Consider the following 19,499-nt stretch of genomic DNA (forward strand, 5'->3'; position numbering starts at 1 on the left):
GATCCGACAGTGCCGCGAGTGACACGCGCGGCGTGCCCAATTCCATGCCTGCGCAAGACGTCGCGTCGAGCATCCAGGCCGGCACCACCGTGAAGACGCCTGGCAGGACCTCGACATGGAGGAATTGGCCAGACCTGCGCCTGTCGACGCGCTCGACCCGCAGGCGCCGGCCGAAAAGCGCGTGCCAGCGGTAATGGACCACGACAAACTGCCCGACATGGGCAGAATGAACGGGCGATGGCATTAAACAGGAAAAACGCCTTGTTCGCCGGGCATGACGAGGGCGGCCGCACCTGGGGCCGCATCGCATCCCTCATCGAGACCGCGAAAATCAACAGTGTCGAGCCCTTCGCCTATCTCAAGGCCACTCTCGAAGCCATCGCCACCGGCCATCCAAAAAGCCGGATCGACGAACTCCTCCCATGGAACTTCACCCCGTCAAGCTGAAACCCGGTGGGCCACAGACAGCGCTTACACTGAAGGTCAGGATCAAGGAGATCGCTGCAACCCGTGTGCGCTACGGCTACCGGCGCGTCCATGTTCTGCTGCGCCGAGAGGGTTGGCCCGTGAACGCCAAGCGTATCTATCGCCTTTACAAGGAGATGGGGCTGCAGTTGCGCAACAAGACCCGAAGCGGCGCGTGAAGGCGAAGCTGCGTGAGGACCGGACGGAGGCGGTGCATTCCAATGAAGTGTGGGCAATGGATTTTGTCCATGACCAGTTGGCGACCGGCCGCAAGATCCGTGTGCTGACCGTCGTCGACACCTTCTCGCGCTTCTCGCCGGCGGTCGATCCGAGGTTCAGCTACAAGGGAGAAGACGTCGTCGCTACACTGGAACGGGTTTGCCGATCGGTCGGCTATCCCAAGACGATCCGGGTCGACCAGGGTTCGGAGTTCATCTCTCGCGATCTTGACCTGTGGGCCTACCAGAGGGATGTCGAGCTCGACTTCTCACGCCCGGGCAAGCCGACCGACAACGCCTACATCGAGTCCTTCAACGGCAAGTTCAGGACGGAATGCCTCAACGCGCACTGGTTCCTGACGCTTGACGACGCCCGCTCGAAAATGGAGGAATGGCGTAAGGACTACAACAATGTCCGCCCGCACAGCGCGATCGGCAACAAGCCGCCGATTGTCGATGGCGGAGTAAAATGCCCCACAACGGACATTTGAAAATTCCCCACTTCTTCTGACTGGCCCTTGTCCGGGGCGAGCCCCGGACAAGGGCCAAATCAAAATATCGGGCATTCTGCTCCTGAAGGGGGCGATGCCGCGATGAAGAAGCTTGGAGATTTGATGATGATCCTGGATTTACATCGCCAAGGTCTGAAGGTGGCGGCAATCGCCCGCCAGGTCGGGATCGACCGCAAGACCGTTCGTAAATACATTGCGCGTGGCCTCGATGTCCCGACGTATGGTCCCCGGCAGCCGCGTGATCGCGTGCTCGATCCCTGGCTCGATTATCTGAAGGCGAGGCTTGAGGCGTATCCCGGTCTGAGCGCCCAGCGTCTTATGCGTGAGGTCGGCGAACGGGGTTACACCGGCGGTTACAGCACGGTGCGCGATACGGTGCGGACGTTGCGGCCCGCGGGTGGCGGCAGCCCGTTCGCCGTGCGCTTCGAGACACCGCCGGGCCACCAGGCACAGGTGGATTTCGCTCAGTTCCGGGTGCGATTTACCAGCGCGCCGGACAGCGTTCAGATCGTGTGGCTGTTCTCGATGGTGCTGGGCTTCTCCCGGCTGATCTGGGGGCGCTTCGCGCAGCGCCAGACGATGCAGACCGTACTCGCTTGCCACAGGGCGGCGTTCGAAGCGATCGGCGGTGTGCCGAGCGAGATACTCTGCGATCGCATGAAAACGGCCGTTCTCGGCGAGGATGAGGATGGCCGTGTCATCTACAATCGAACGCTCGGCGAGTTCGCTCGCCACTATGGCTTCTTGCCCAAAGCATGCCGGGCCTATCGTCCCGAGACCAAGGGGAAGGTCGAGCGGCCGTTCCGTTATATCCGTGAGGACTTCTTCCTCGGCGGCACGTTCCGCGACCTCGACGATCTCAATCTCCAGTTCGGAAACTGGCTGAGCAGCGTCGCCAACCCACGTGTTCATGCGACGACGGGCCGTGTCGTCAACGAGGCGTTTGCGGAGGAAAAGCCGGCTCTGCAGCTCTTACCGCTGATCCCGTTCGGCGCGGTTCTCAAGCTCGAGCGTAGGATCAGCCACGAAGGCATGGTGAGCGTCGGCGGCAATTATTACTCGGTGCCCGACGCGACGCGCCGTCGCGTGGTCGAGGTCCACAGCCTGGCCGACGAGATCCACATCTTCGAACACGATCAACTGATCGCGCGGCATCCACTGCTTGATGGGCGCCGGCAGCGTTCACTGCTGGAAGGTCACAGGCGCCAGTATCGGCCGAAAGAGGAAAACCCGATCCCGCACGGCTTCAGCGGCGAACTGGTGACGCTCCGATCGCTCGACTTCTACGCGGCCGTCGCTCAGCAGATGGCCACGCCGGGAGCAGGAGCATGAACTCGCTGCTTCCCGACCCGACGGCATCGCTGCTCGACCGTATCAAGATCAGCATGGTTGGCCTGCGCATGCCGCGCGCCATCGAGATGGTCGACATTTGTGTCTCGCGTCTCGAACGCGGCGAAATCACCGCGCTCGAGTTGGTCGAACATCTCCTCCTTGAAGAGCTGACGTTCCGCGAAGATCGCCGGATCCGCACTGCGCTACGGATGGGCCGGCTCAACACCGTCAAGACGCTCACCGGGTACGACTTCACGTTCCAACCTTCGCTCGACAAGGCGCGCATCATGGCGCTCGCCGAGCTGAACTTCGTCGCGCGCTGCGAGGTCGTTCATCTTCTGGGGCCGCCAGGCACTGGCAAGAGCCACCTCGCCAGCGCGCTCGGACTCGAAGCGGTCAAAGCCGGAAAGAGCGTGTCGTTCATCACGCTCGCGGACCTGATCGGTGCACTGGCCAAGGCCGAACGAGAAGGCTCGCTTCGCGAGCGGATCCGCTTCTACTGCAGACCCTCCCTGCTGATCGTCGATGAGATCGGCTACCTCCCGGTCATACCCGGCGGTGGCAATCTGTTCTTCCAGCTCGTCAACGCGCGCTATGAAAAAGGGGCGATGATCCTCACCTCCAATCGGGGCTTCGCCGAGTGGGGTGAGATCTTCGGCAGCCCCGTCGTCGCCACGGCGCTGCTCGATCGCCTGCTGCATCACGCCATCGTCGTCCAGATCGACGGTTCCAGCTATCGTCTCCGGCGTCACGCAGACCTGCTGCCCGAGCATGTCCGCTCGACCGCTCGGATCGCGCCACCGGAACCCGCAGAGCCCCGCCGCCGCGGCCGTCCTCCCAAAAACGGAGGCGCTACGATGCCCAGCTCCTGAACCTGAAAACCGCAAAGTGGGGAATATTACTTTGCCCGTTCCGAGGAAAATTACAGTGCCGTTGACACCGATATCGCTCATGAAAGGCTCATCGGCGGCTTCCGCCGCATGAGATATCACCCCCGGAGGTTCCGGTTCGGGGCGATCCAAAGACGGGGAGCACGTCAATCAGCTGGAAGTTGCCGCTTACTCCACCGTCACCGACTTCGCGAGATTGCGCGGCTGGTCCACATCCGTGCCCATGAAAACGGCGGTGTGATAGGCAAGCAGCTGCATCGGCAGCGCGAAGACGATTGGTGCGATGAACTCCGGCACGTCCGGCACCACGACGGTGCGCCAGGTCGGGGCGCCGCAAGCGGCAGCCCCCTTCTCGTCGGTGATCAGCACGACCTTGCCGCCGCGCGCCGCAACCTCCTCCATGTTGGAGACGGTCTTCTCGAACACCTGGTCGAACGGCGCGATGACGATGACCGGAACGTCCTCGTCGATCAGCGCGATCGGGCCGTGCTTCAGCTCTCCGGCCGGATAGCCTTCCGCGTGGATGTAGGAGATTTCCTTGAGCTTGAGCGCGCCTTCCATGGCAAGCGGGAAGCTGGTGCCGCGCCCGAGATAGAGCACGTCACGCGCCCGCGACAGCGGCTGGGCCAGCGCTTCTATCTCCGCCTCGAGCGACAACGCGCGGTTGACCCTGCCCGGCACCTCGGCAAGGGCACGCACCAGCGCGGCGGCCTCATCAGTGGAGACATGGCCGCGCTGCACGCCCGCATGCACCGCAAGCGAGGCAAGGACCGCCAGCTGGCAGGTGAAGGCCTTGGTCGATGCGACGCCGATCTCGCGCCCCGCAATCGTCGGGAACACAAGGTCGGCCTCGCGGGCGATGGTCGACTCCGGCACGTTGACCACCGCCGCGACCTTGATGCCCTGCGACTTGCAGTAGCGAAGGCCCGCCAGCGTGTCCGCCGTTTCGCCGGACTGCGAGATGAACAGCGCCATGTCGCCCTTGAGGATCGGCATTTCGCGGTAACGGAACTCGGAGGCAACATCGATGTCGACGGGCAGCCTTGCGTAGCGCTCGAACCAGTACTTCGCGACGAGGCCGGCGTAATACGCCGTTCCGCAGGCCGAGATGATCAGCCGGTCCAGCGGCGCGAAGTCGATGGATGTGCCGTTGGTGAAGGTCGTCTGCATCTTCGACAGGTCGAGATAGCGCGACAGCGTGTGGCCGATGACCTCCGGCTGCTCGTGGATCTCCTTCGCCATGAAGTGGCGGTAGTTGCCCTTGTCGATGGTCAGCGAGACGGCCTGCGAGGCGATCACCGGCCGCTCGACCGGCGCATTGGACGCATCCATGATCTCGCAGCTGTGGCGGGTGAGCACCACCCAGTCGCCTTCCTCCAGATAGGAGATCCGGTCGGTGAAGGGAGACAACGCGATGGCGTCCGAGCCGAGGAACATCTCGCCCTCGCCATAGCCGACGGCGAGCGGCGAACCGCGCCTTGCACCGATCAACAGATCCTCCTGACCTTCGAAGAGGAAGGCCAGTGCGAAGGCACCCCGGAGCTTGGGCAGGGTCACGGCCACCGCATCACGCGGGCTGGCGCCGCGAGCGAGCTCGCGCGAGACCATATGCGCGACGACTTCCGTATCCGTATCGCTGGAGAGCTTCGCGCCGCCGGCCTGCAGCTCGCCGCGCAGCTCCAGATAGTTCTCGATGATGCCGTTATGGACAACGGCAACGCCCGGCGCGGAGTGCGGATGCGCATTGGCTTCCGTCGCCGCGCCATGGGTCGCCCACCGGGTGTGGCCGATGCCGGCAAGACCGGCAATCGGCGAGCGCTCCAGCTTCTCCTGAAGGTTGCGCAGCTTGCCCGGAGCGCGGCAACGCAGCAGCCGGCCAGCGTCGAGCGTTGCAACGCCGGCCGAATCGTAGCCACGATATTCCAGCCGCTTCAGCGCATCGACCAGCAGGCCCGCGACCGGCTGCTTTCCCAAGATCCCGACAATTCCGCACATATGTGAGTGTCTCCAAAGGCCGCAGTCAGGCGCGTGCCGTTTCGACGTTGCACCTGTCGTATCTGGCCACACCCATAGCGAACGCAGCCTCTTTCCGCACAATCAAAACTGCGAATTTCATTTAATTATAAATTATCACTTTCCGTTCTTCTTGATTCTATGTGGGTCTGTATTTTCGGATGCGCAAGTCGCACCCCAGGTTTATTGCCATTTGTAAATTCTATGCCCTCGGACTCCAATACGGTGCGAACTTTGTCCTTTGTCTCAGCAGATACTCCCGCTACGCTACTTCTCTCGCTCTCACAGCGCTTTATGGTCGGAACGGACACGCCCACGCGGCTGGCTAGCTCGGTTTGTGAGATACCAAGCAGCGCACGTGCTGCTCGCAATTGTGCTGCTGTTATCAAAAAAGTTGACCTTTTTGGCTCAGTCAACCATGATCCAAAAGGATCAAATGGCCAAACTTGTCTCGTTGCTACGCGGTCGCGCTGAGTGTTGGTGTCACCCAGCGCGACCTAACCACAACCTAAGCTGTAGGGAGCTCGGATCATGGCTGATTCTGAGATTAGCACGAGTCTGTCTAGCGTCACCCGCCGAAGGTTGCTAGCCGGTACAGCGGCTTTGGCAATCCCTTGGTCCAACGGGAAGACTGTGCTGGATGTCTCCATATTTCCGCGGCTGGATCCTGTAGTGCCGCTCTGGCGTGCCTGGAAAAAGGCGCAGTCTGCGACGATCTCGGCTTGCCGCCATCAGCAAGGCCTTGAGCACGAACTCCTTGCCCGATTGCGGCATCGGGAACCTGGTACCGACACCCAGGACAGAAATGGACTGCTTGAGACCCGAGCAGTGGGGGATAGCCTTCAAAACAAGGAGAGACCGCAACTCGGGCCTGAAGCCGAAACTGCCCTTCTGAGTGGCTCGGCGGGCATCACGTTGACTGAGGAGAGCGAGTGGGGTGGCTCCGTGGGTGCCCAGTATGCGGAGGCCAAACGCAGGGAGCTGCTGGCAGCGGATCATGAACAGATGGCCCTGGAGCGCCTGTTGGCGACTCCGGCCACAACTGTGCTCGGCGTTGTTGGCAAGCTCGATGCGGTGATCTGTGATGGCCAGCCGTCTGAGGACAGCAATGAGTTTCCCTGGCCTCAGTTGCGTTCGACAGTGTCGGACCTGAGACGGATTGCCCTTTTGCTGCAGCCTGAGGAACTGAGCGCCGTTGCCGATCTCCTGACCGAAGAGCGAGATTGATCCGCTTGACCGCACCAGGTCGTCGAGCGTGCGTAGGCGATTGCACTGACGGCTGGTTTGGCGGTCGCGGAGATAGAGGCCGCATTCCAGGGCATGAAGCGAGAAGAACCGGCTCGTCGAGGATAGCGCTGAGAGACTTGGTGCCGCATCGAGTTTCGTTGAGGGTTACGCACGCCAGGGGCATTACTCGAACAGTGGAGGCTTGCCGTTTGGGAGGGCGTGCCCTTTCCAGTTTGGAAGGGGCACCCGTTGCTGTTGATGTAGTGCCCGCTTTGAGTTTGCGTATGGTGCACACGCGTGGGCGTTGTTCAGTCACGGGCGTGGTCCGGTGCTCGATCATGAGGCCCTATCCGGCCTCTTGTTTTAAAGGTTCAGGCTTTCGCCTTTGCAGTTTCGGCTCAACGGTGGGGTTTTCGGGATAGGGCGCATGGCGGGCGGCAGCATAGCCATCAACGCGCGAAGCTGCCGAACCAGCCACAGCCTAGCCCGAGACCCTGCGAGCCGTTGCCAAAGGATGACTGGAGTGTCTGTAGCCGCTGGCCAAACGGTCCACATGATCCGCAATTTACCCGGAGGCGAGGGGCGAGGCGGCCAAGGGCAAGGTTTGAAGTCCAGGGGAGCTAGAGCTGGTGCAGGGACGATATGCCGAAAACGAGGGAGGGGATAGCGATATGGGTTATTGCCGAAGGGGCGGTTTTGAGCGAATGAACGGCCGGATCAGCGGCTTTGAGCGTATGAAATGCGCGTCTCTGTTGGCTGTAGCTTTAGCATTGGCGGGCCTTGCGCCCGTTGGAGCACAGACGGTACCGCATCCATCCTTCGGCTATGCGTTTCGCTGGGTTGCACCGTTTGACCGTGAGTTGATCATTCGCCAGACGGGGCAGGAGCCGGTGCGCTATCGCGTCGCGAATTGTGGTCTCGGCAGTTCGGAAACGGGTGTCTTTCCCGTCTTTGGCGGGATTGATCGTTCTCCGGTTGTCGCAGTTCTATGTCGCAGCGTGACGGATGGGCGCTCCCTGCATGTCTTCGCCCCGCGCGAGGATAGGACTGGACCGGTGTTTTCGCTTCAGGAGAAGCGTTCTCTAACCGCTGCAGTTTCGCATGTTGGTTTGCTTGTGGCTTGGCGGGAGACCAAAGATGGCGCCGAGGCGAATGACATCCATATCTGGGAACCCAACCGCGGCATGGGGAATGCACAGGGGTTTCGTGATGCGCGAGATGCAGCCCTTGGCAAGACAGTGGTGCGGGAGGGTGCTTTGCCAGAGGGGCTCAAAGCGGGCGATTATGTCATGGTGGAAGATCCAGACCTGCCTTTGCGCCTTGGCCCGTCGCTGGCTGCTCCCTGGTTTGAGCGCGCAGGTGATCGCCTATTGATCCATCTTCAAGATGGAATAGCGGATGAGCTGGAGGAGGGGTACTGGACGGTTGATGACTGGCGGCGTGTATGTCCGCTCGAAGGTGGCTGTGGTTATGTTCCAGCTGGTGCGCTGACTGTGTTGCAGTGAGGCCTGAGACGGTGAGATCTGCGACGGTGAAGCATGGGGCAGGGAGGCATGAGACAATGAGGCCTGGGGCAGGGAGGCATGGGGCAGGGAGGCATGGGACAGGGAGGCATGGGACAGGGAGGTGGCTGCGTAGATCGTGAGAAAGACACTTGTCTTTGCTGCTGTGTTTGGTCTGATCTTCGGCATGCCCCTGACCCTGGCACTGATGCGCGCTGGTTGGGTGCAGACGCTTTGGTCTGTGCCCTGCGTGGTCGGCGGGATGGGTGCCTTGTTGTTTCTGCTGCGGCAGGCGGCGCTTGTACAGAGGCGCATGTGGGCGCGCGATCCGTCGGAGTGTGATCGAACGCGCTTCACGGCTGCGGAAGCGGCGGCAAGGTGGCATGTGCAGGCGGTTGCACGCCGTGACCGGCTTGCGCGGGAAAACCTTGTTCAGATGCTTGCGACGCTTCCGTTCCAGATAGGGCCGCTTCTGGTCTCGATCCTGGCCCTATTCGGGGGCCTAGCTGTCTTGGGTCCTTTCGGGCTCCTCTTTTCTGACACGGCGGGCGGAGTGGCGTGGTGGCATGGGCTGGTCGTGCTTGCATCGGGGCTTGTTGGCGTCGCCTGGCTGCGGTTGCTGGAGAGGAGGTTCACGGTCACCATCTATCTGCCCGTGGTGCTCATTCGCACCGTCTGGGTGCTGTATGCGGTGGCTGCATTCGGTGCGGCGGTGACCGCGGGGCTCCTGTTGAAGTGAGGGGCAGACCGTCGATCGGCGTGCAGTACTGACCCCGGCGTCCATTGTTGCCCGCTTGTCATGCATGGGGGGAGCGCCCGACCGGGTGGAGCTGGTCGGGGTTGCGCAGCCCGGTCGGGCGCATTGGTCAAGCTCCTCCACTTTTAGCTTTGCGAGCAGTTCTTGACGCGCGAGGCTTCGTTGCCGGTCTCGATGATCTCGCAATGGTGGTGAACCGGTCGAGCAGCGCCGTGATTAGCGCGGTGGTGACGAAGACCTCCCTGCCATCGCGCTGTTGTGCTGTCGGCGCTCCGTCACCGTGGCATTTAGGGCATTTGACCTGCCTGCGCCGAGAGTGGAACCATCATGTTCGGCCTGCCGCGCCGTCGAGACACGAAGGTAGAGGGCGGCTCGCAGGGGAATTGTGGAAGCAGGAGCGGTCGTGTTCGGTCTCCTCGTCAAGTGGGGGGGCTTGACCGAAGAGCCCGTCCGTATGGATGCGATCAAGCCCCCCGGTTGTTGCTCTCGGCAGCGTCCCGGATCGCCCTGATAATCCACTCATTCAGGCTCATACCCGCTGCCGCCGCTGCAATGACCGCCGCCGCATGGTCGCCGGGATCGAGACGGACGTTGAACTTGCCGGAAAATTTCCGGCGCGGTTCGATGCTTTTCTCCCGGCACATTTCGAGATAGACGGCCAGCGACCTACGGCCTTCCTCGATCAGATCGTGGACGCTTGTCGCATAGAAGTCGGCACCGCCATTCAGGCCAACAAACTCGCCGCGTAGCATCTGAATATCCGGGTCGAAGGTAACAACCGCCTTCTCTCCGTTGATCTCGATCACATTGATCATGGCTTCACTCCATGTTCTTCCAGCCATTTGCGAATGCTGGCAACCGCGCCTTTGTCCGTGTCCGGCGACGGATGCGGACGATGAAAGACGCGCACCTCGCCGAACAGGAAGACACCTACTCGCAACCCTTCCCGATCGCTGATCTCCGCCCCGAGAGCCACCAACAGCGCCTCAATGTCGGCCCAGCGGATCGAACCGTTGACGGGACGGGCGAAGATCAGTTCCAGCGTGGCTCTGTAACGCTTTTTCATGAAGCGCGCAGTATCAAAAATTAGTACCATTCGCAAATCCGATTCGGGCTCCGGCATAGAGAACTTAGGAATCCGGGCCGAACAACTCATCGAACAGGTCCTCGAACCATTGCTCGAACACCTCGATCTTGGCTTCCCGGTGGCAGCCCGAGTTCGGCAAGCAATTCGTCAAATCCCGGTTCCTCGCGGGTCGGCCGGAAGGCCGGATCGAAACCTATGGCGATAAGATAAGGTTCGTGCCGGTTGAAACTGATCCGCAACCAGCCCAATGCGTCGCCGGCATAGCCGGTCATGGCATGGTGCCGCGCGACGTCGAAGGCCAGCGCCTCGCCGCGCTGATAGTAGGCGGTCTCCACGCCGACCATGACCTCCGCCATCGCCGTGACGCCGAGCGGCTGGTGTTCATCGACCGAAAACGCGGTGTGGCAACCGAGCCGATCATGGAGTCTCAGAAGGCGATAGCGAAAACGTAGTGCACTATCGGTCGCGGCCTGAGACAGAACGGCCCTGTACTCCGACCCAGGAGAGCAATCTCGACGGGCTGGACGCCGCCGTCGAAAAGCGAAGATCGAGCGACGGACACAGAAGGCGCCGACGCCATCTTCTTAACCCCGGCGCTCCTCCCAGGAGCCCGAGCAGGCCTCACACGACGGGAGCGAACCGGACCGGGACCGCCAAATCTCAATGCAACACCCGGCGCACCGCGCCGACACCTCTCCATTGGCCCTTCCCAGCCCAGCACAGGCCCCGGCTGGCAGGGTCAAGGTCCTGTCGCGCAAGCGGGGCCGAACGGTCGCCTTGATGCGGTCACCGAGCCTGTCATGCGCCGACAGCGACCACCCGCCTTGCGCCAACCATTCGTGGAAGGTCGCATTTTGACGACGGCAGACCGTGTTCCTAAACTTGGATCCCAGTTTCACGAGTCGCTTTATAGGATCCGATATGAAGACCGTATTGGCTGCAGTGATTGTTTTGACCGTCTCGCATCCGGCACTTGCCGCCGATATCCGCGTGATCGACGGCGATACGATCGAGCTCAACGGCATCACCTACCGCCTTCACGGGATCGACGCGCCGGAGGTCGGCCAATCCTGCAAGACGGCGCGCGGCACCAACTGGGCTTGCGGCAAGGCCGCGGTCGAGGTGATGGAAGATCTTGTCCTTGGTGCGTCGGTCACCTGCGAGCCCCGCGAGGAAGACGGCTATGGCCGGACCCTCGCGGTCTGCCATGCCGATGGTATGGACATCAATGCCGAGATGGTGCGGCGCGGCTATGCTTGGGCCTTCCGTCGTTATGCGATGGACTATGCCGCCCTGGAAGACCAGACCCGAGCCGCACGGCTTGGCGTGTGGGAAGCGGGGAACCAGACACCCTGGGACTACCGGGCCCAGAAGTGGAGCGTGGCCGAACAGCAGGCGCCGGACGGCTGCCCGATCAAGGGCAATATTTCCAGCAATGGCAAGATCTACCACGCTCCCTGGTCACCCTGGTACAGCCGCACCAAGATCACCGTCTCCAAAGGCGAGCGCTGGTTCTGCAACGAGGCGGAAGCTCTCCAAGCCGGATGGCGTGCTCCCTACTGGGGACGCTGAGATCGCTTACGGATTGCCAGACTGAGAAGCGAACCGACCGGATTGATTGCGCTCACCTGGTCCGATTTTGCTGTCTGGTCTAAATAAGAGTCTTCGCAGCAGGGCTACCGCTCTGTTCCCCGCCTTAGGATTGCAAGGTAGGCGTTATAGGCATAGACACGACGTCGTTGCTTGCCCGTTATTTCCTTCACGATGCCGATCGTTTCCAAATGCCTGAGCGCCGAATTCACGGTTGGTTCGCTCAAGGCAAGCTCGCTCGCGGCCTTGCCAGACGTGGTGAGAGCATGATTTTGCAAAAACTGATGGACGACGGCAGCTGAGCTTGAGGCACGTCCGAGCGTTTGGACCCGCTTGGTATCCTCTTCAAATAGCTCCAGGATTTCGTGGGCGGTCTGAACAGCCTGGTTCGCGGTCTCAATGACGCCCTGGAGAAAGAAAGCAAGCCATTGTTCCCATTCACCATGGGAGCGCACGCGCTGCAACAGATCGTAGTAGTGCGGCCGGTGCGTCTTGAAATAGAGGCTCAGATAGAGAGTGGGTTCTCTCAGCACGTTCTCTGCACACAGGAGGAATGTGATCAGCAAACGTCCTAAACGGCCATTGCCATCCAGGAAGGGGTGGATCGTCTCGAACTGAACGTGCGCAAAAGCTGTCTTGACGATCGTCGGCAACCCCTGAGCTTCATGAAGGAAACGTTCAAAATCACCTAGGCACTGCATCAAGTGCTCGGGCGGAGGCGGGACAAACATCGCGCGCGAAGGCCGCACTCCACCGATCCAGTTCTGGCTTCGCCGGAATTCGCCGGGCTGGGTAGACGCTCCCCGCCCTTTTCGAAGCAAAACGTCATGGATTTCGCGAATGAGCCGCAGGGACAGCGGAAACCCGTCCCGCAAGCGCCGCAAGCCATATTCCATCGCAGCGATGTAGTTCGACACCTCCTGGACGTCGTCAAGGGGAACAAGGGGGATTTCATCGGCTTCGAACAACAGCAAGTCGGACAGTGACGACTGCGTGCCTTCAATCTGGGACGACAAAAGCGCTTCTTTGCGCACATACATGAAGATAAACAATGCGGGCGATGGCAAAATCGACGTGACGCCATCGAGGCGCCCCAGGGCAAGGTTCGCCTGTTCGATAAGGCTGGAGAACGCCACGAGATCGACCGGCGGCTCGGGCGGAAGAGGATGAGGCACATAGGCCCGGACGGTCTCCCCGCCCGTTGTCGACTCAATCCACTTCCCGATGCGCGCCTTCACTCTCTGAACCTTTAATTACCACATTTGTAAATAAAGGTTAGCGCCGCATCCTTTCCTTAGGAAGGGTTTTGTTCTTGTTATGTGCGATTTTCACAGCAGAAGCATAGGCGTCGCCCTCTTCGAAGGCGACCAGTCACAGCCAATCGCGGTCCAGCCCTCACCGATTGCGCAAGAGTTGCCTATTCCATCAAATACTCCTACAATGTCAGAAATTCTCTCAAAGAGCTTCATGCTGACATTATGGTATTACTTCTTACTCCATCCCACGCTCAACGCAAGTTGGCAGATCATGTGCGCGCACGACGGTTGGCCCTGGACCTGACGCAGGAGGGCCTCGCCACCCGCTCCGGTGTGCCGTTGGCAACCTTACGCAAGTTCGAACAGAAGGGCACAGTCTCCCTGGAAGCGTTCCTGAAGCTGCTCATGGTGGTTGGTGGCATGGAGGACGTGGTGAACGCGCTGGAGCCACAGGCATCCCCCTTCTCGTCCATTGACGATGTGCTGAAGGCCGAAAAAGCCCAACCGGCACGCAAACGCGGGCGCCGCTCATGACGCGGCATCGTCCTGCGCTCGAAATACGCGTTGGCCTCGAGCTTGACGGAACCACCCTACCGGTCGGGCGGTTGGCGACACGCGCGCGCAAGATCTATTTCGAGTACGATGCAGCCTTCCTCAAGCACGGCCTGGAGATTTCTCCGCTCCGCCTACCGCTCAAATCCGGCCTGTCCAGTTTCGAGGCAGGCCTGTTCGAGGGCCTGCCAGGAGTGTTCAACGACAGTCTTCCGGACGGCTGGGGCCAGCTTCTGTTCGACCGTTTCGCTCGCTCCCAAGGGATTGCACCAGAGGCCCTGACACCGCTGGACCGGCTGGCCCATGTGGGCCGCATCGGCATGGGCGCCCTGGTCTATGAACCCGACTACAGCCTGGACGACACCGAAGGTGCCTTGAACCTCGACGACCTCGCCCAGCAGGCGCAGGAGGTGCTCGCGGGGGAAGCTGATGATGTCCTGAAAGAACTGCTCGCGCTTAACGGCTCGTCGGCCGGTGCGCGCCCGAAAGCACTGATCGGCCTCGATGCCGACCGCCGAACCATCGCTCACGGCGTCAGCGACCTGCCTGAAGGGTTCGAGCCCTGGCTCGTCAAGTTCGGCACGATGCAGGATGGCAATGATGCCGGCGCCGTGGAGTATGTCTACGCCCTTATGGCGCGGGAAGCCGGTGTCGACATGCCGGACGTCCATCTGTTCCCCGCCAAAACCGGCGCGGGGTATTTCGCGACGCGGCGGTTCGACCGTATCGGCCCCAACCGCCTGCACATGCACACCGCCTGTGGCTTGCTGCATGCGGACTTCCGCACTCCTGCGCTCGACTATGAGGATCTGCTGGCACTGACCGGCGTTCTGACCAGGGACGTACGGGAGGTGGAGAAGATGTACCGCCTCGCCGTGTTCAACGTGCTGGCACATAACCGGGACGACCACAGCAAGAATTTCAGCTTCCTGATGGATGCCTCGGGTGACTGGACCCTCTCACCCGCCTATGATCTGACCTTTTCCAGCGGCCCCCGCGGCGAGCAGAGCACCATGGTCATGGGCGAAGGCCGCAATCCTGGCCTCGCGCACCTCACAAAGCTCGGCAAAGCCGCCAAGCTGAGCCCGGACGTAATCTCTGATGCCATTGAGCGAACCCGCCATGCCCTTGCCCGCTGGCAAGGCCTGGCGCACGAGAATGGTGTCGCCAGATCCACAATCGATCGCGTGCAAAAGGCGGTGCCTTGACGATTGTGGCTACTGTTCCGGTGGACTTCCTCGACCCAACTGAATCCCGTATTCCACGGAGTGTCTGGCTACACATTTGATTCGTGGGCGGGCGGCTCGAAGCAGAGTTCCAAGTCCGTTCCCACACGTTCCCCTGTTGAGTTCCACTCGCGTTTCATTCAATCTTCAGTTGTTAGACGAAACGCATTGAGGGAGAGGGCCAGTGCGTCATCTCATCGCTATTTTTTGCTTCCTGCATGTATGGGCCGGCACTGCTTACGCTCAATCGGGATACGACCTGTTTAATGCATTGATCGACGGCGTACTTCAGCCCGACAGAACCGTAAACAGCCGCTCACCCAGAAGAGGGATTCAAAGGCGCGCCAGTGACCTCACGACTGCCGAAATGCGACGTTTACAGTCGGCTTTGAAAGCGCTTGGGTACTACGCAATCGCGATCGACGGCAAAGATGGCCCTGGAACACGGAATGCCGTTGCGCGGTGGGCGCAGGACCGAGGTTGGGATGCACCAAGTACGTTGCGCTTAGCGCACGTTGAGAGCATGGAAAATGAAATCTCGAACCGCGGATTAGCAATTGCGCAACAGTCGCCCTCAACGGGCGATCCTCTGGTTCGGCGCGTTCAGACAGCGCTCCAACGCCTTGGATACTATCAGGGTGCTATCAATGGTCACTTCGGGCCCGCGATCAATCGGGCAGTTGCCGCCTGGGCTCGCGACCGAGGATGGAGCCCGCCAGAAACGCTACGCGTGGCCCATGCGGACCACATGGAGAATGAAGCAGCAAATAAACCTGCGGCGTATACATCATGGGTGATGAAGAAGACAATAAATGAAGGTTCTTACGCTGAAAACTGCGTCGACAAAACCCGCAATATCTGCGTGAGTGTTGTTTGTGATCCAGGAAACGGTCTGGCTTTAAAGCTATCATCATATTCTGGAAGGCTTGAAAGAGCAAGCAGTGCCACACTAAACGCAGGGGCGTTGTTTACGAAGGTTCTTCCAATATATGAGATTGGAAGTGTTACGGCGATGACACCATTGGAGTGGAGCCAATTTACGGCTGCTGCCCATGAAGCGAGGGGCTTTGAACTAAAGCTGGATCACCAGTCCTATTTGTTCGGCTCCGGACAAACAGTTGTCTCTCTCAGGTGGATGGCCGGTGTTTGCTCACCCCTCATAGCAAAATGGACGTCGGGAGCAGACCCATTCTCAGGAAAGTTCTGGAGAATGGAGAATGAGAGCGCTGTGGAGCTTATATCGACAGCCAACGCAAGAGGTGAGCTGGAAGATGCAGCACCGCCAGCGACGCGCGGATTTGGCCCGATCATCGACAAGCATGTCACCTGGTTGGCAACCGACAATCTGACCGCATATCAGCAGCGAATCCGCACTGCCGCTAAGCGTGTGGGAGGGGAATGCACCGCCGAGCAAAATATCCTCGCTGAGGTCTCACGCAAATTGCGTTTTGCAGTCGACCGGTTTGACACTGCACAGGTGGGACACTCATCCACGGTAAACTGGTCAAGTAACGAGCTCGTCGACCGTATTCCGGCGTGGATTGTTGTATCGACAGACAAGCCCGTTCGCTTTGGGGGGCGTGGCCATGTAGCACTTGGACCGGAGGCCGCAAACCCTTTCGGCATTCAGTTCGGATTAGGGCGGCACCGAGCATTGGTGGCATTGGCGTCGCGCGGCGCGGGCGAAACTGGTGCGATTGACATCGAGCCCCTGCTCGAAGGCGTAACCCGAGTTACTTTTTCTGTGGTTGGCTATTTACGGGCGTGTGAAGAAGAGATCCTTCTACGCGAATTTGAGCGCGATTTAGTGGTCAGACCGGGCCAAGCTGCGATTGTCCTCAACACGGTCGACGGCCGGTCTGGCTATACCCATAGTATCGAAGTTCCAAAGTTCCAGCGCACGATTCTGATCAACGACACACGCTTTCTTGTTCTCGACAGCAGGACAGGAGCCGAGATTATTGAGCGACCAGGAAAAGACCTCAAGATTTCGCCTACACACAGATTCATCGATGTTGGGGAGATCGTTGATATTCTTGACGGGAAGGTGGTGGCCCCCGTTGGCGCCACCTATTGGGCTGCGGGCGACAGTTTCGTAATAAGCGGCTCGGCTCCTTGGGGCAAGGTCAGCATCTACTCGACGTTTGGCAACTACTTGCAAGTTTCAGATCAACTCACCGGGCCAGCCTGCTGTGAACCGAAGGTCGGTGAAACCCGTATCGGCATTGATCTTGAAAATGCTATATTCTCCATCTGGGGAACGCTCGGCTATAGAATAGGGCCGCTGCAAAACGACCGAATTCAACTTGCAGAGCTGGCGTCAGGCGGATACGCATCTGATAAGCTCGGTAACTCCTCACTATACCATTCATATATTGCGACGTTGGGGCCAGTCTCTCCCGTCAGTTTTGAAAAAGCGTTTGATGCCGCAGGCGGCTTTTTCGCTTCTGCGCAAGATCCGTTTGATCCTTATAAACCCGAGCTGTCATTTGATGAAAAATTGCGTAAGCGCATGGCTCATGTCGGCTTGCAAGCTGACACATGGCAGCTTCAATCGGCAGTGGGTGCCAACTCGCGGCCAGTAAATCAAATTGCTGAAGAGCAGTTTAGACGATTAGGCATTGAAACAACACCGATGCTTCTTGGCGAGACTCTTCTCGGTAGTTTGGCGTCTCGTCCCGACATACCCGAAATAGAGCGGTTTTCTGGCGGCGTAAATGACAGGATTGATCGTGCATCAAGCGTTATGAATGATTTTGCCTCCGAGGCCCTCGGTAATGGATGGCAAATAGAATGGTCGCTTCCAGACTCTGGATATACCATCGACGATTGCTATCATTTAGGCTTGGCAATTGAAGATCAAGATGGAAAGGAACTAGCAGGTGTACTTCTAGCGCCTCGAGATGTTAATGTTGTCAACCGCGTCGCCACAAAAAAAGGAGCAGTCTGGATCGCTCAAGCGCAATGCCAAGCCGGGGCAACGTTTGGAACGCTCCGAGATGTCTCCGCATTGTACTTGATGGATCTTGGAAATGAGCGTCCCTCAAAGAGCAACTCGTTTTTAATCAAGGAAACATATTACACTCAAAACACTGGCAAGTGGGATTGGTTTGACGGAGATATGAAAATAAAGGCCAATGACGAATTCGTTTTGACTTATGCTCCAAATGCTGGTGCGATCTCACTCTGGAACAGAGAAAAGCGTGAATTCACATTTATTGGAGAGAATGTCCCCGGCGGGGAGTTGCTAAGCGAAGCGTGGTTGCTTGAAGGCAGTCAGCACATTGTCCAGCTAAATTCAGATGGGAATCTGTTTTTTCATCGAGTTCACGGCGACCAGGCGCCAGTGCTGTATGGACGTATTGTCGATGATGAGATCGCGGTCTGGACCGCAGACTTTCGCTATGACGCTACGGCTGAAGCTCAAGCCCTGATTGACCTGAAATTTCCGGGCCACGATAACCAGTATAGCTTGGATCGATTTGGCGCGGCACGACGCATTGAGGACTTGGCGAGGTTCGCATTAGGTGAGCTTGCCCCACTCCCTGCTGCACCCGATATTCGCGTACCTCCCCGCTTGAGCGGTAGTGCAACTGTTACCCGCGATGGCAATGTTGTGGTTACATTGGATTTTGATCCGGCTCGGGTTGTGCAGGTCCTGATCTTTCAGGATGGAGTCCAGACTGGATCGAAGGCAGTTACAGAAATTTCCGTTTCACGCGAGCTTCATTTCCAACGATTGAAGGACTCCAAGGAAGCTTCAATATTCGCCATTGACAAAGATGGACTCGTCAGCGCCCCCGTCATGGTTCGATTTCCTGGAGCTGCCGCTGTGGCGTCTAGAAAGAGGGCGCTTGTTGTTGGGATCAACACGTACACAGATCCAAGGCTGCGATCCTTGGATTATCCGTTGCAGGATGCAGAACGTGTGTTGCGAGCTCTAAACGGTCCTAATGGCGACAGGCTTGACCAGATCGTTCTGCCCCCCAAGGATAGAAACGCGAGTCCTGCCGCCATTCTCGACGCCGTAGACGAGCTTTTACAAGGGCTCGAAGCCGGCGATCACGCGGTTGTTTATTTTGCCGGCCATGGGTTGAGGGGTGAGACAGGCGAGTTCTATCTCGCAACCTCTCAGACTGATACACATGACTTGCTAGACACTGCTTTACCGTTTTCTCACATCAGAGATAGGTTGGCCCAATCTTCAGCTCGTATTACGATTATACTCGACACGTGTCATTCAGGGGCAGCCGGCGAGGGAATTTTTGCGACTAGCGACGATGCGGTGATTGAACTCGCAAAAGTCCCCTCGAATTTGACAATTTTGGCGGCATCAAAAGGCCGCCAATTGTCTCTGGAGAGCTCAAAGTGGGGAGGAGGCCTTTTCTCTGTAGCGATTGCCAATGTCATCGGGCCCGCTCGTGAAAAATACGATATCGATCAAAGCGGCTCACTTGAAGCTTCTGAGTTCTATCGCGGAGTGAAAGAAGCGGTGGTTGAGGCTAGCAGTGGCGAGCAGACGCCGTGGATGGTTCGAAGCAGAATGGTGGGGGACTATGCACTCTTTTAGTCAAGCATTTGTCTGTTTCATCACAGCAACATTGATGTCCACGACTATCACGACAGCGCAGGACTGTCTTGCCTGTGATACTTATGTGGAGTTGGACGATGCCGATGCTCGGTGTTTTTTGGCTCGCTTTTCAGGATACCAGAACGAGCTCGCCAAATCGTCGGAGGAGCGTGTTTCAATAGATCTAACTGTTTGCGTGGAACGGCAAAGCCAAAACACATCTGACGGTTATTCCGAGAAGACTCGTGGTGTTGAAGATCTCAGAGCCGTTGATCCAGATGACGTTCTTCGAACATACCGGA

15 protein-coding genes and 4 pseudogenes are annotated in these 19,499 nt (G+C 59.0%); 11 read left to right on the plus strand and 8 right to left on the minus strand.

Features of this window, described 5'->3' with window-relative positions; translation table 11 throughout:
- Nucleotides 1-202: pseudogene (locus tag P2PM1_RS25230) on the minus strand (hypothetical protein); the annotation flags it as partial.
- A gap of 29 nt (nucleotides 203-231) precedes the next feature.
- Here P2PM1_RS25230 and P2PM1_RS09000 point away from each other — a divergent pair.
- The 4 genes and pseudogenes from P2PM1_RS09000 to istB form a co-directional block, all read left to right on the plus strand.
- Nucleotides 232-447, plus strand: a pseudogene (locus tag P2PM1_RS09000) (transposase domain-containing protein); the annotation flags it as partial.
- Nucleotides 448-476: 29 nt separating this feature from the next.
- Nucleotides 477-1,174, plus strand: a pseudogene (locus tag P2PM1_RS09005) (IS3 family transposase); the annotation flags it as partial.
- 102 nt (nucleotides 1,175-1,276) lie between these two features.
- Nucleotides 1,277-2,527: an IS21 family transposase gene (gene istA, locus P2PM1_RS09010; protein WP_186398811.1), complete on the plus strand. Its 1,251-nt coding sequence runs from the start codon at nucleotides 1,277-1,279 to the stop codon at nucleotides 2,525-2,527.
- On the plus strand, nucleotides 2,524-3,399 hold the full coding sequence (istB, locus tag P2PM1_RS09015) for an IS21-like element helper ATPase IstB (protein ID WP_186398812.1): 876 nt from the start codon (nucleotides 2,524-2,526) through the stop codon (nucleotides 3,397-3,399). The genes istA and istB overlap by 4 nt, the downstream gene beginning before the upstream one ends.
- A 186-nt stretch (nucleotides 3,400-3,585) precedes the next feature.
- Here istB and glmS read toward each other — a convergent pair whose 3' ends face one another.
- The gene (gene glmS, locus P2PM1_RS09020) at nucleotides 3,586-5,412 is read right to left on the minus strand and encodes a glutamine--fructose-6-phosphate transaminase (isomerizing) (RefSeq protein WP_186398813.1); all 1,827 of its coding nucleotides are present in this window, start codon (nucleotides 5,410-5,412) and stop codon (nucleotides 3,586-3,588) included.
- A gap of 125 nt (nucleotides 5,413-5,537) precedes the next feature.
- Nucleotides 5,538-5,846 carry a helix-turn-helix domain-containing protein gene (locus tag P2PM1_RS09025; RefSeq protein ID WP_371636565.1) on the minus strand — a complete coding sequence of 103 codons (309 nt, stop codon included), beginning with the start codon at nucleotides 5,844-5,846 and terminating at the stop codon, nucleotides 5,538-5,540.
- A 115-nt stretch (nucleotides 5,847-5,961) separates the two neighbouring features.
- Between P2PM1_RS09025 and P2PM1_RS09030 the strand changes: the two genes are divergently transcribed.
- Nucleotides 5,962-6,657 (plus strand): hypothetical protein, encoded by a 696-nt coding sequence (locus P2PM1_RS09030; protein WP_186398814.1) that lies wholly within the window; start codon nucleotides 5,962-5,964, stop codon nucleotides 6,655-6,657.
- Between the two features lie 629 nt (nucleotides 6,658-7,286).
- Nucleotides 7,287-8,162, plus strand: coding sequence for a hypothetical protein (locus tag P2PM1_RS25420; RefSeq protein ID WP_244301453.1), 876 nt, complete (start codon nucleotides 7,287-7,289; stop codon nucleotides 8,160-8,162).
- A gap of 42 nt (nucleotides 8,163-8,204) precedes the next feature.
- Here P2PM1_RS25420 and P2PM1_RS25790 read toward each other — a convergent pair.
- Nucleotides 8,205-8,348: pseudogene (locus P2PM1_RS25790) on the minus strand (pentapeptide repeat-containing protein); the annotation flags it as partial.
- Between P2PM1_RS25790 and P2PM1_RS09040 the strand changes: the two are divergent.
- Nucleotides 8,299-8,898 carry a hypothetical protein gene (locus P2PM1_RS09040; RefSeq protein WP_186399072.1) on the plus strand — a complete coding sequence of 200 codons (600 nt, stop codon included), beginning with the start codon at nucleotides 8,299-8,301 and terminating at the stop codon, nucleotides 8,896-8,898. The pseudogene P2PM1_RS25790 and the gene P2PM1_RS09040 overlap by 50 nt on opposite strands.
- A 482-nt stretch (nucleotides 8,899-9,380) precedes the next feature.
- Here the strand turns inward: P2PM1_RS09040 and P2PM1_RS25425 are convergent, their stop codons facing one another.
- Genes P2PM1_RS25425 through P2PM1_RS09055 form a run of 3 tightly spaced genes read right to left on the minus strand, consistent with a single transcriptional unit; the run spans nucleotide 9,381 to nucleotide 10,359 of the window.
- The gene (locus P2PM1_RS25425) at nucleotides 9,381-9,731 is read right to left on the minus strand and encodes a type II toxin-antitoxin system HicB family antitoxin (RefSeq protein ID WP_186398816.1); all 351 of its coding nucleotides are present in this window, start codon (nucleotides 9,729-9,731) and stop codon (nucleotides 9,381-9,383) included.
- Nucleotides 9,728-10,012 carry a type II toxin-antitoxin system HicA family toxin gene (locus P2PM1_RS09050; protein WP_244301454.1) on the minus strand — a complete coding sequence of 95 codons (285 nt, stop codon included), beginning with the start codon at nucleotides 10,010-10,012 and terminating at the stop codon, nucleotides 9,728-9,730. Before P2PM1_RS09050 ends, P2PM1_RS25425 begins: the two co-directional genes overlap by 4 nt.
- A 56-nt stretch (nucleotides 10,013-10,068) precedes the next feature.
- Nucleotides 10,069-10,359 carry a hypothetical protein gene (locus P2PM1_RS09055; RefSeq protein WP_186398817.1) on the minus strand — a complete coding sequence of 97 codons (291 nt, stop codon included), beginning with the start codon at nucleotides 10,357-10,359 and terminating at the stop codon, nucleotides 10,069-10,071.
- Between the two features lie 565 nt (nucleotides 10,360-10,924).
- Here P2PM1_RS09055 and P2PM1_RS09060 point away from each other — a divergent pair.
- Complete coding sequence (locus P2PM1_RS09060) at nucleotides 10,925-11,575, plus strand: thermonuclease family protein (protein WP_186398818.1); 651 nt, start codon at nucleotides 10,925-10,927, stop codon at nucleotides 11,573-11,575.
- 104 nt (nucleotides 11,576-11,679) lie between these two features.
- On the opposite strand, the gene P2PM1_RS09065 is transcribed toward P2PM1_RS09060, so the two are convergent.
- Nucleotides 11,680-12,831: a Fic family protein gene (locus P2PM1_RS09065; protein ID WP_186398819.1), complete on the minus strand. Its 1,152-nt coding sequence runs from the start codon at nucleotides 12,829-12,831 to the stop codon at nucleotides 11,680-11,682.
- A gap of 240 nt (nucleotides 12,832-13,071) precedes the next feature.
- Here P2PM1_RS09065 and P2PM1_RS09070 point away from each other — a divergent pair, with 240 nt between their 5' ends.
- The 3 genes from P2PM1_RS09070 to P2PM1_RS09080 all read left to right on the plus strand — a co-directional run bounded on the left by P2PM1_RS09070 (nucleotide 13,072) and on the right by P2PM1_RS09080 (nucleotide 19,197).
- The gene (locus P2PM1_RS09070) at nucleotides 13,072-13,383 is read left to right on the plus strand and encodes a helix-turn-helix domain-containing protein (RefSeq protein WP_186398820.1); all 312 of its coding nucleotides are present in this window, start codon (nucleotides 13,072-13,074) and stop codon (nucleotides 13,381-13,383) included.
- Nucleotides 13,380-14,609, plus strand: a complete 1,230-nt coding sequence (locus P2PM1_RS09075; RefSeq protein WP_186398821.1) for a type II toxin-antitoxin system HipA family toxin — start codon at nucleotides 13,380-13,382, stop codon at nucleotides 14,607-14,609. The genes P2PM1_RS09070 and P2PM1_RS09075 overlap by 4 nt, the downstream gene beginning before the upstream one ends.
- Nucleotides 14,610-14,811: 202 nt before the next feature.
- Nucleotides 14,812-19,197: a peptidoglycan-binding protein gene (locus P2PM1_RS09080; protein WP_186398822.1), complete on the plus strand. Its 4,386-nt coding sequence runs from the start codon at nucleotides 14,812-14,814 to the stop codon at nucleotides 19,195-19,197.
- Nucleotides 19,198-19,499: the final 302 nt, after the last annotated feature.

It is taken from the genome of Stappia sp. P2PMeth1 (genome assembly GCF_900185735.1).
Classification (GTDB): domain Bacteria; phylum Pseudomonadota; class Alphaproteobacteria; order Rhizobiales; family Stappiaceae; genus Stappia.

Bases quoted from the DNA above. Each gene is read 5' to 3' on its own strand.
- istA (WP_186398811.1), top strand. From the start codon at position 1,277: ATGAAGAAGCTTGGAGATTTGATGATGATCCTGGATTTACATCGCCAA.
- istB (WP_186398812.1), top strand. From the start codon at position 2,524: ATGAACTCGCTGCTTCCCGACCCGACGGCATCGCTGCTCGACCGTATC.
- glmS (WP_186398813.1), bottom strand. From the start codon at position 5,412: ATGTGCGGAATTGTCGGGATCTTGGGAAAGCAGCCGGTCGCGGGCCTG.
- P2PM1_RS09030 (WP_186398814.1), top strand. From the start codon at position 5,962: ATGGCTGATTCTGAGATTAGCACGAGTCTGTCTAGCGTCACCCGCCGA.
- P2PM1_RS25425 (WP_186398816.1), bottom strand. From the start codon at position 9,731: ATGATCAATGTGATCGAGATCAACGGAGAGAAGGCGGTTGTTACCTTC.
- P2PM1_RS09050 (WP_244301454.1), bottom strand. From the start codon at position 10,012: ATGGTACTAATTTTTGATACTGCGCGCTTCATGAAAAAGCGTTACAGA.
- P2PM1_RS09055 (WP_186398817.1), bottom strand. From the start codon at position 10,359: ATGGCGGAGGTCATGGTCGGCGTGGAGACCGCCTACTATCAGCGCGGC.
- P2PM1_RS09060 (WP_186398818.1), top strand. From the start codon at position 10,925: ATGAAGACCGTATTGGCTGCAGTGATTGTTTTGACCGTCTCGCATCCG.
- P2PM1_RS09070 (WP_186398820.1), top strand. From the start codon at position 13,072: ATGGTATTACTTCTTACTCCATCCCACGCTCAACGCAAGTTGGCAGAT.
- P2PM1_RS09075 (WP_186398821.1), top strand. From the start codon at position 13,380: ATGACGCGGCATCGTCCTGCGCTCGAAATACGCGTTGGCCTCGAGCTT.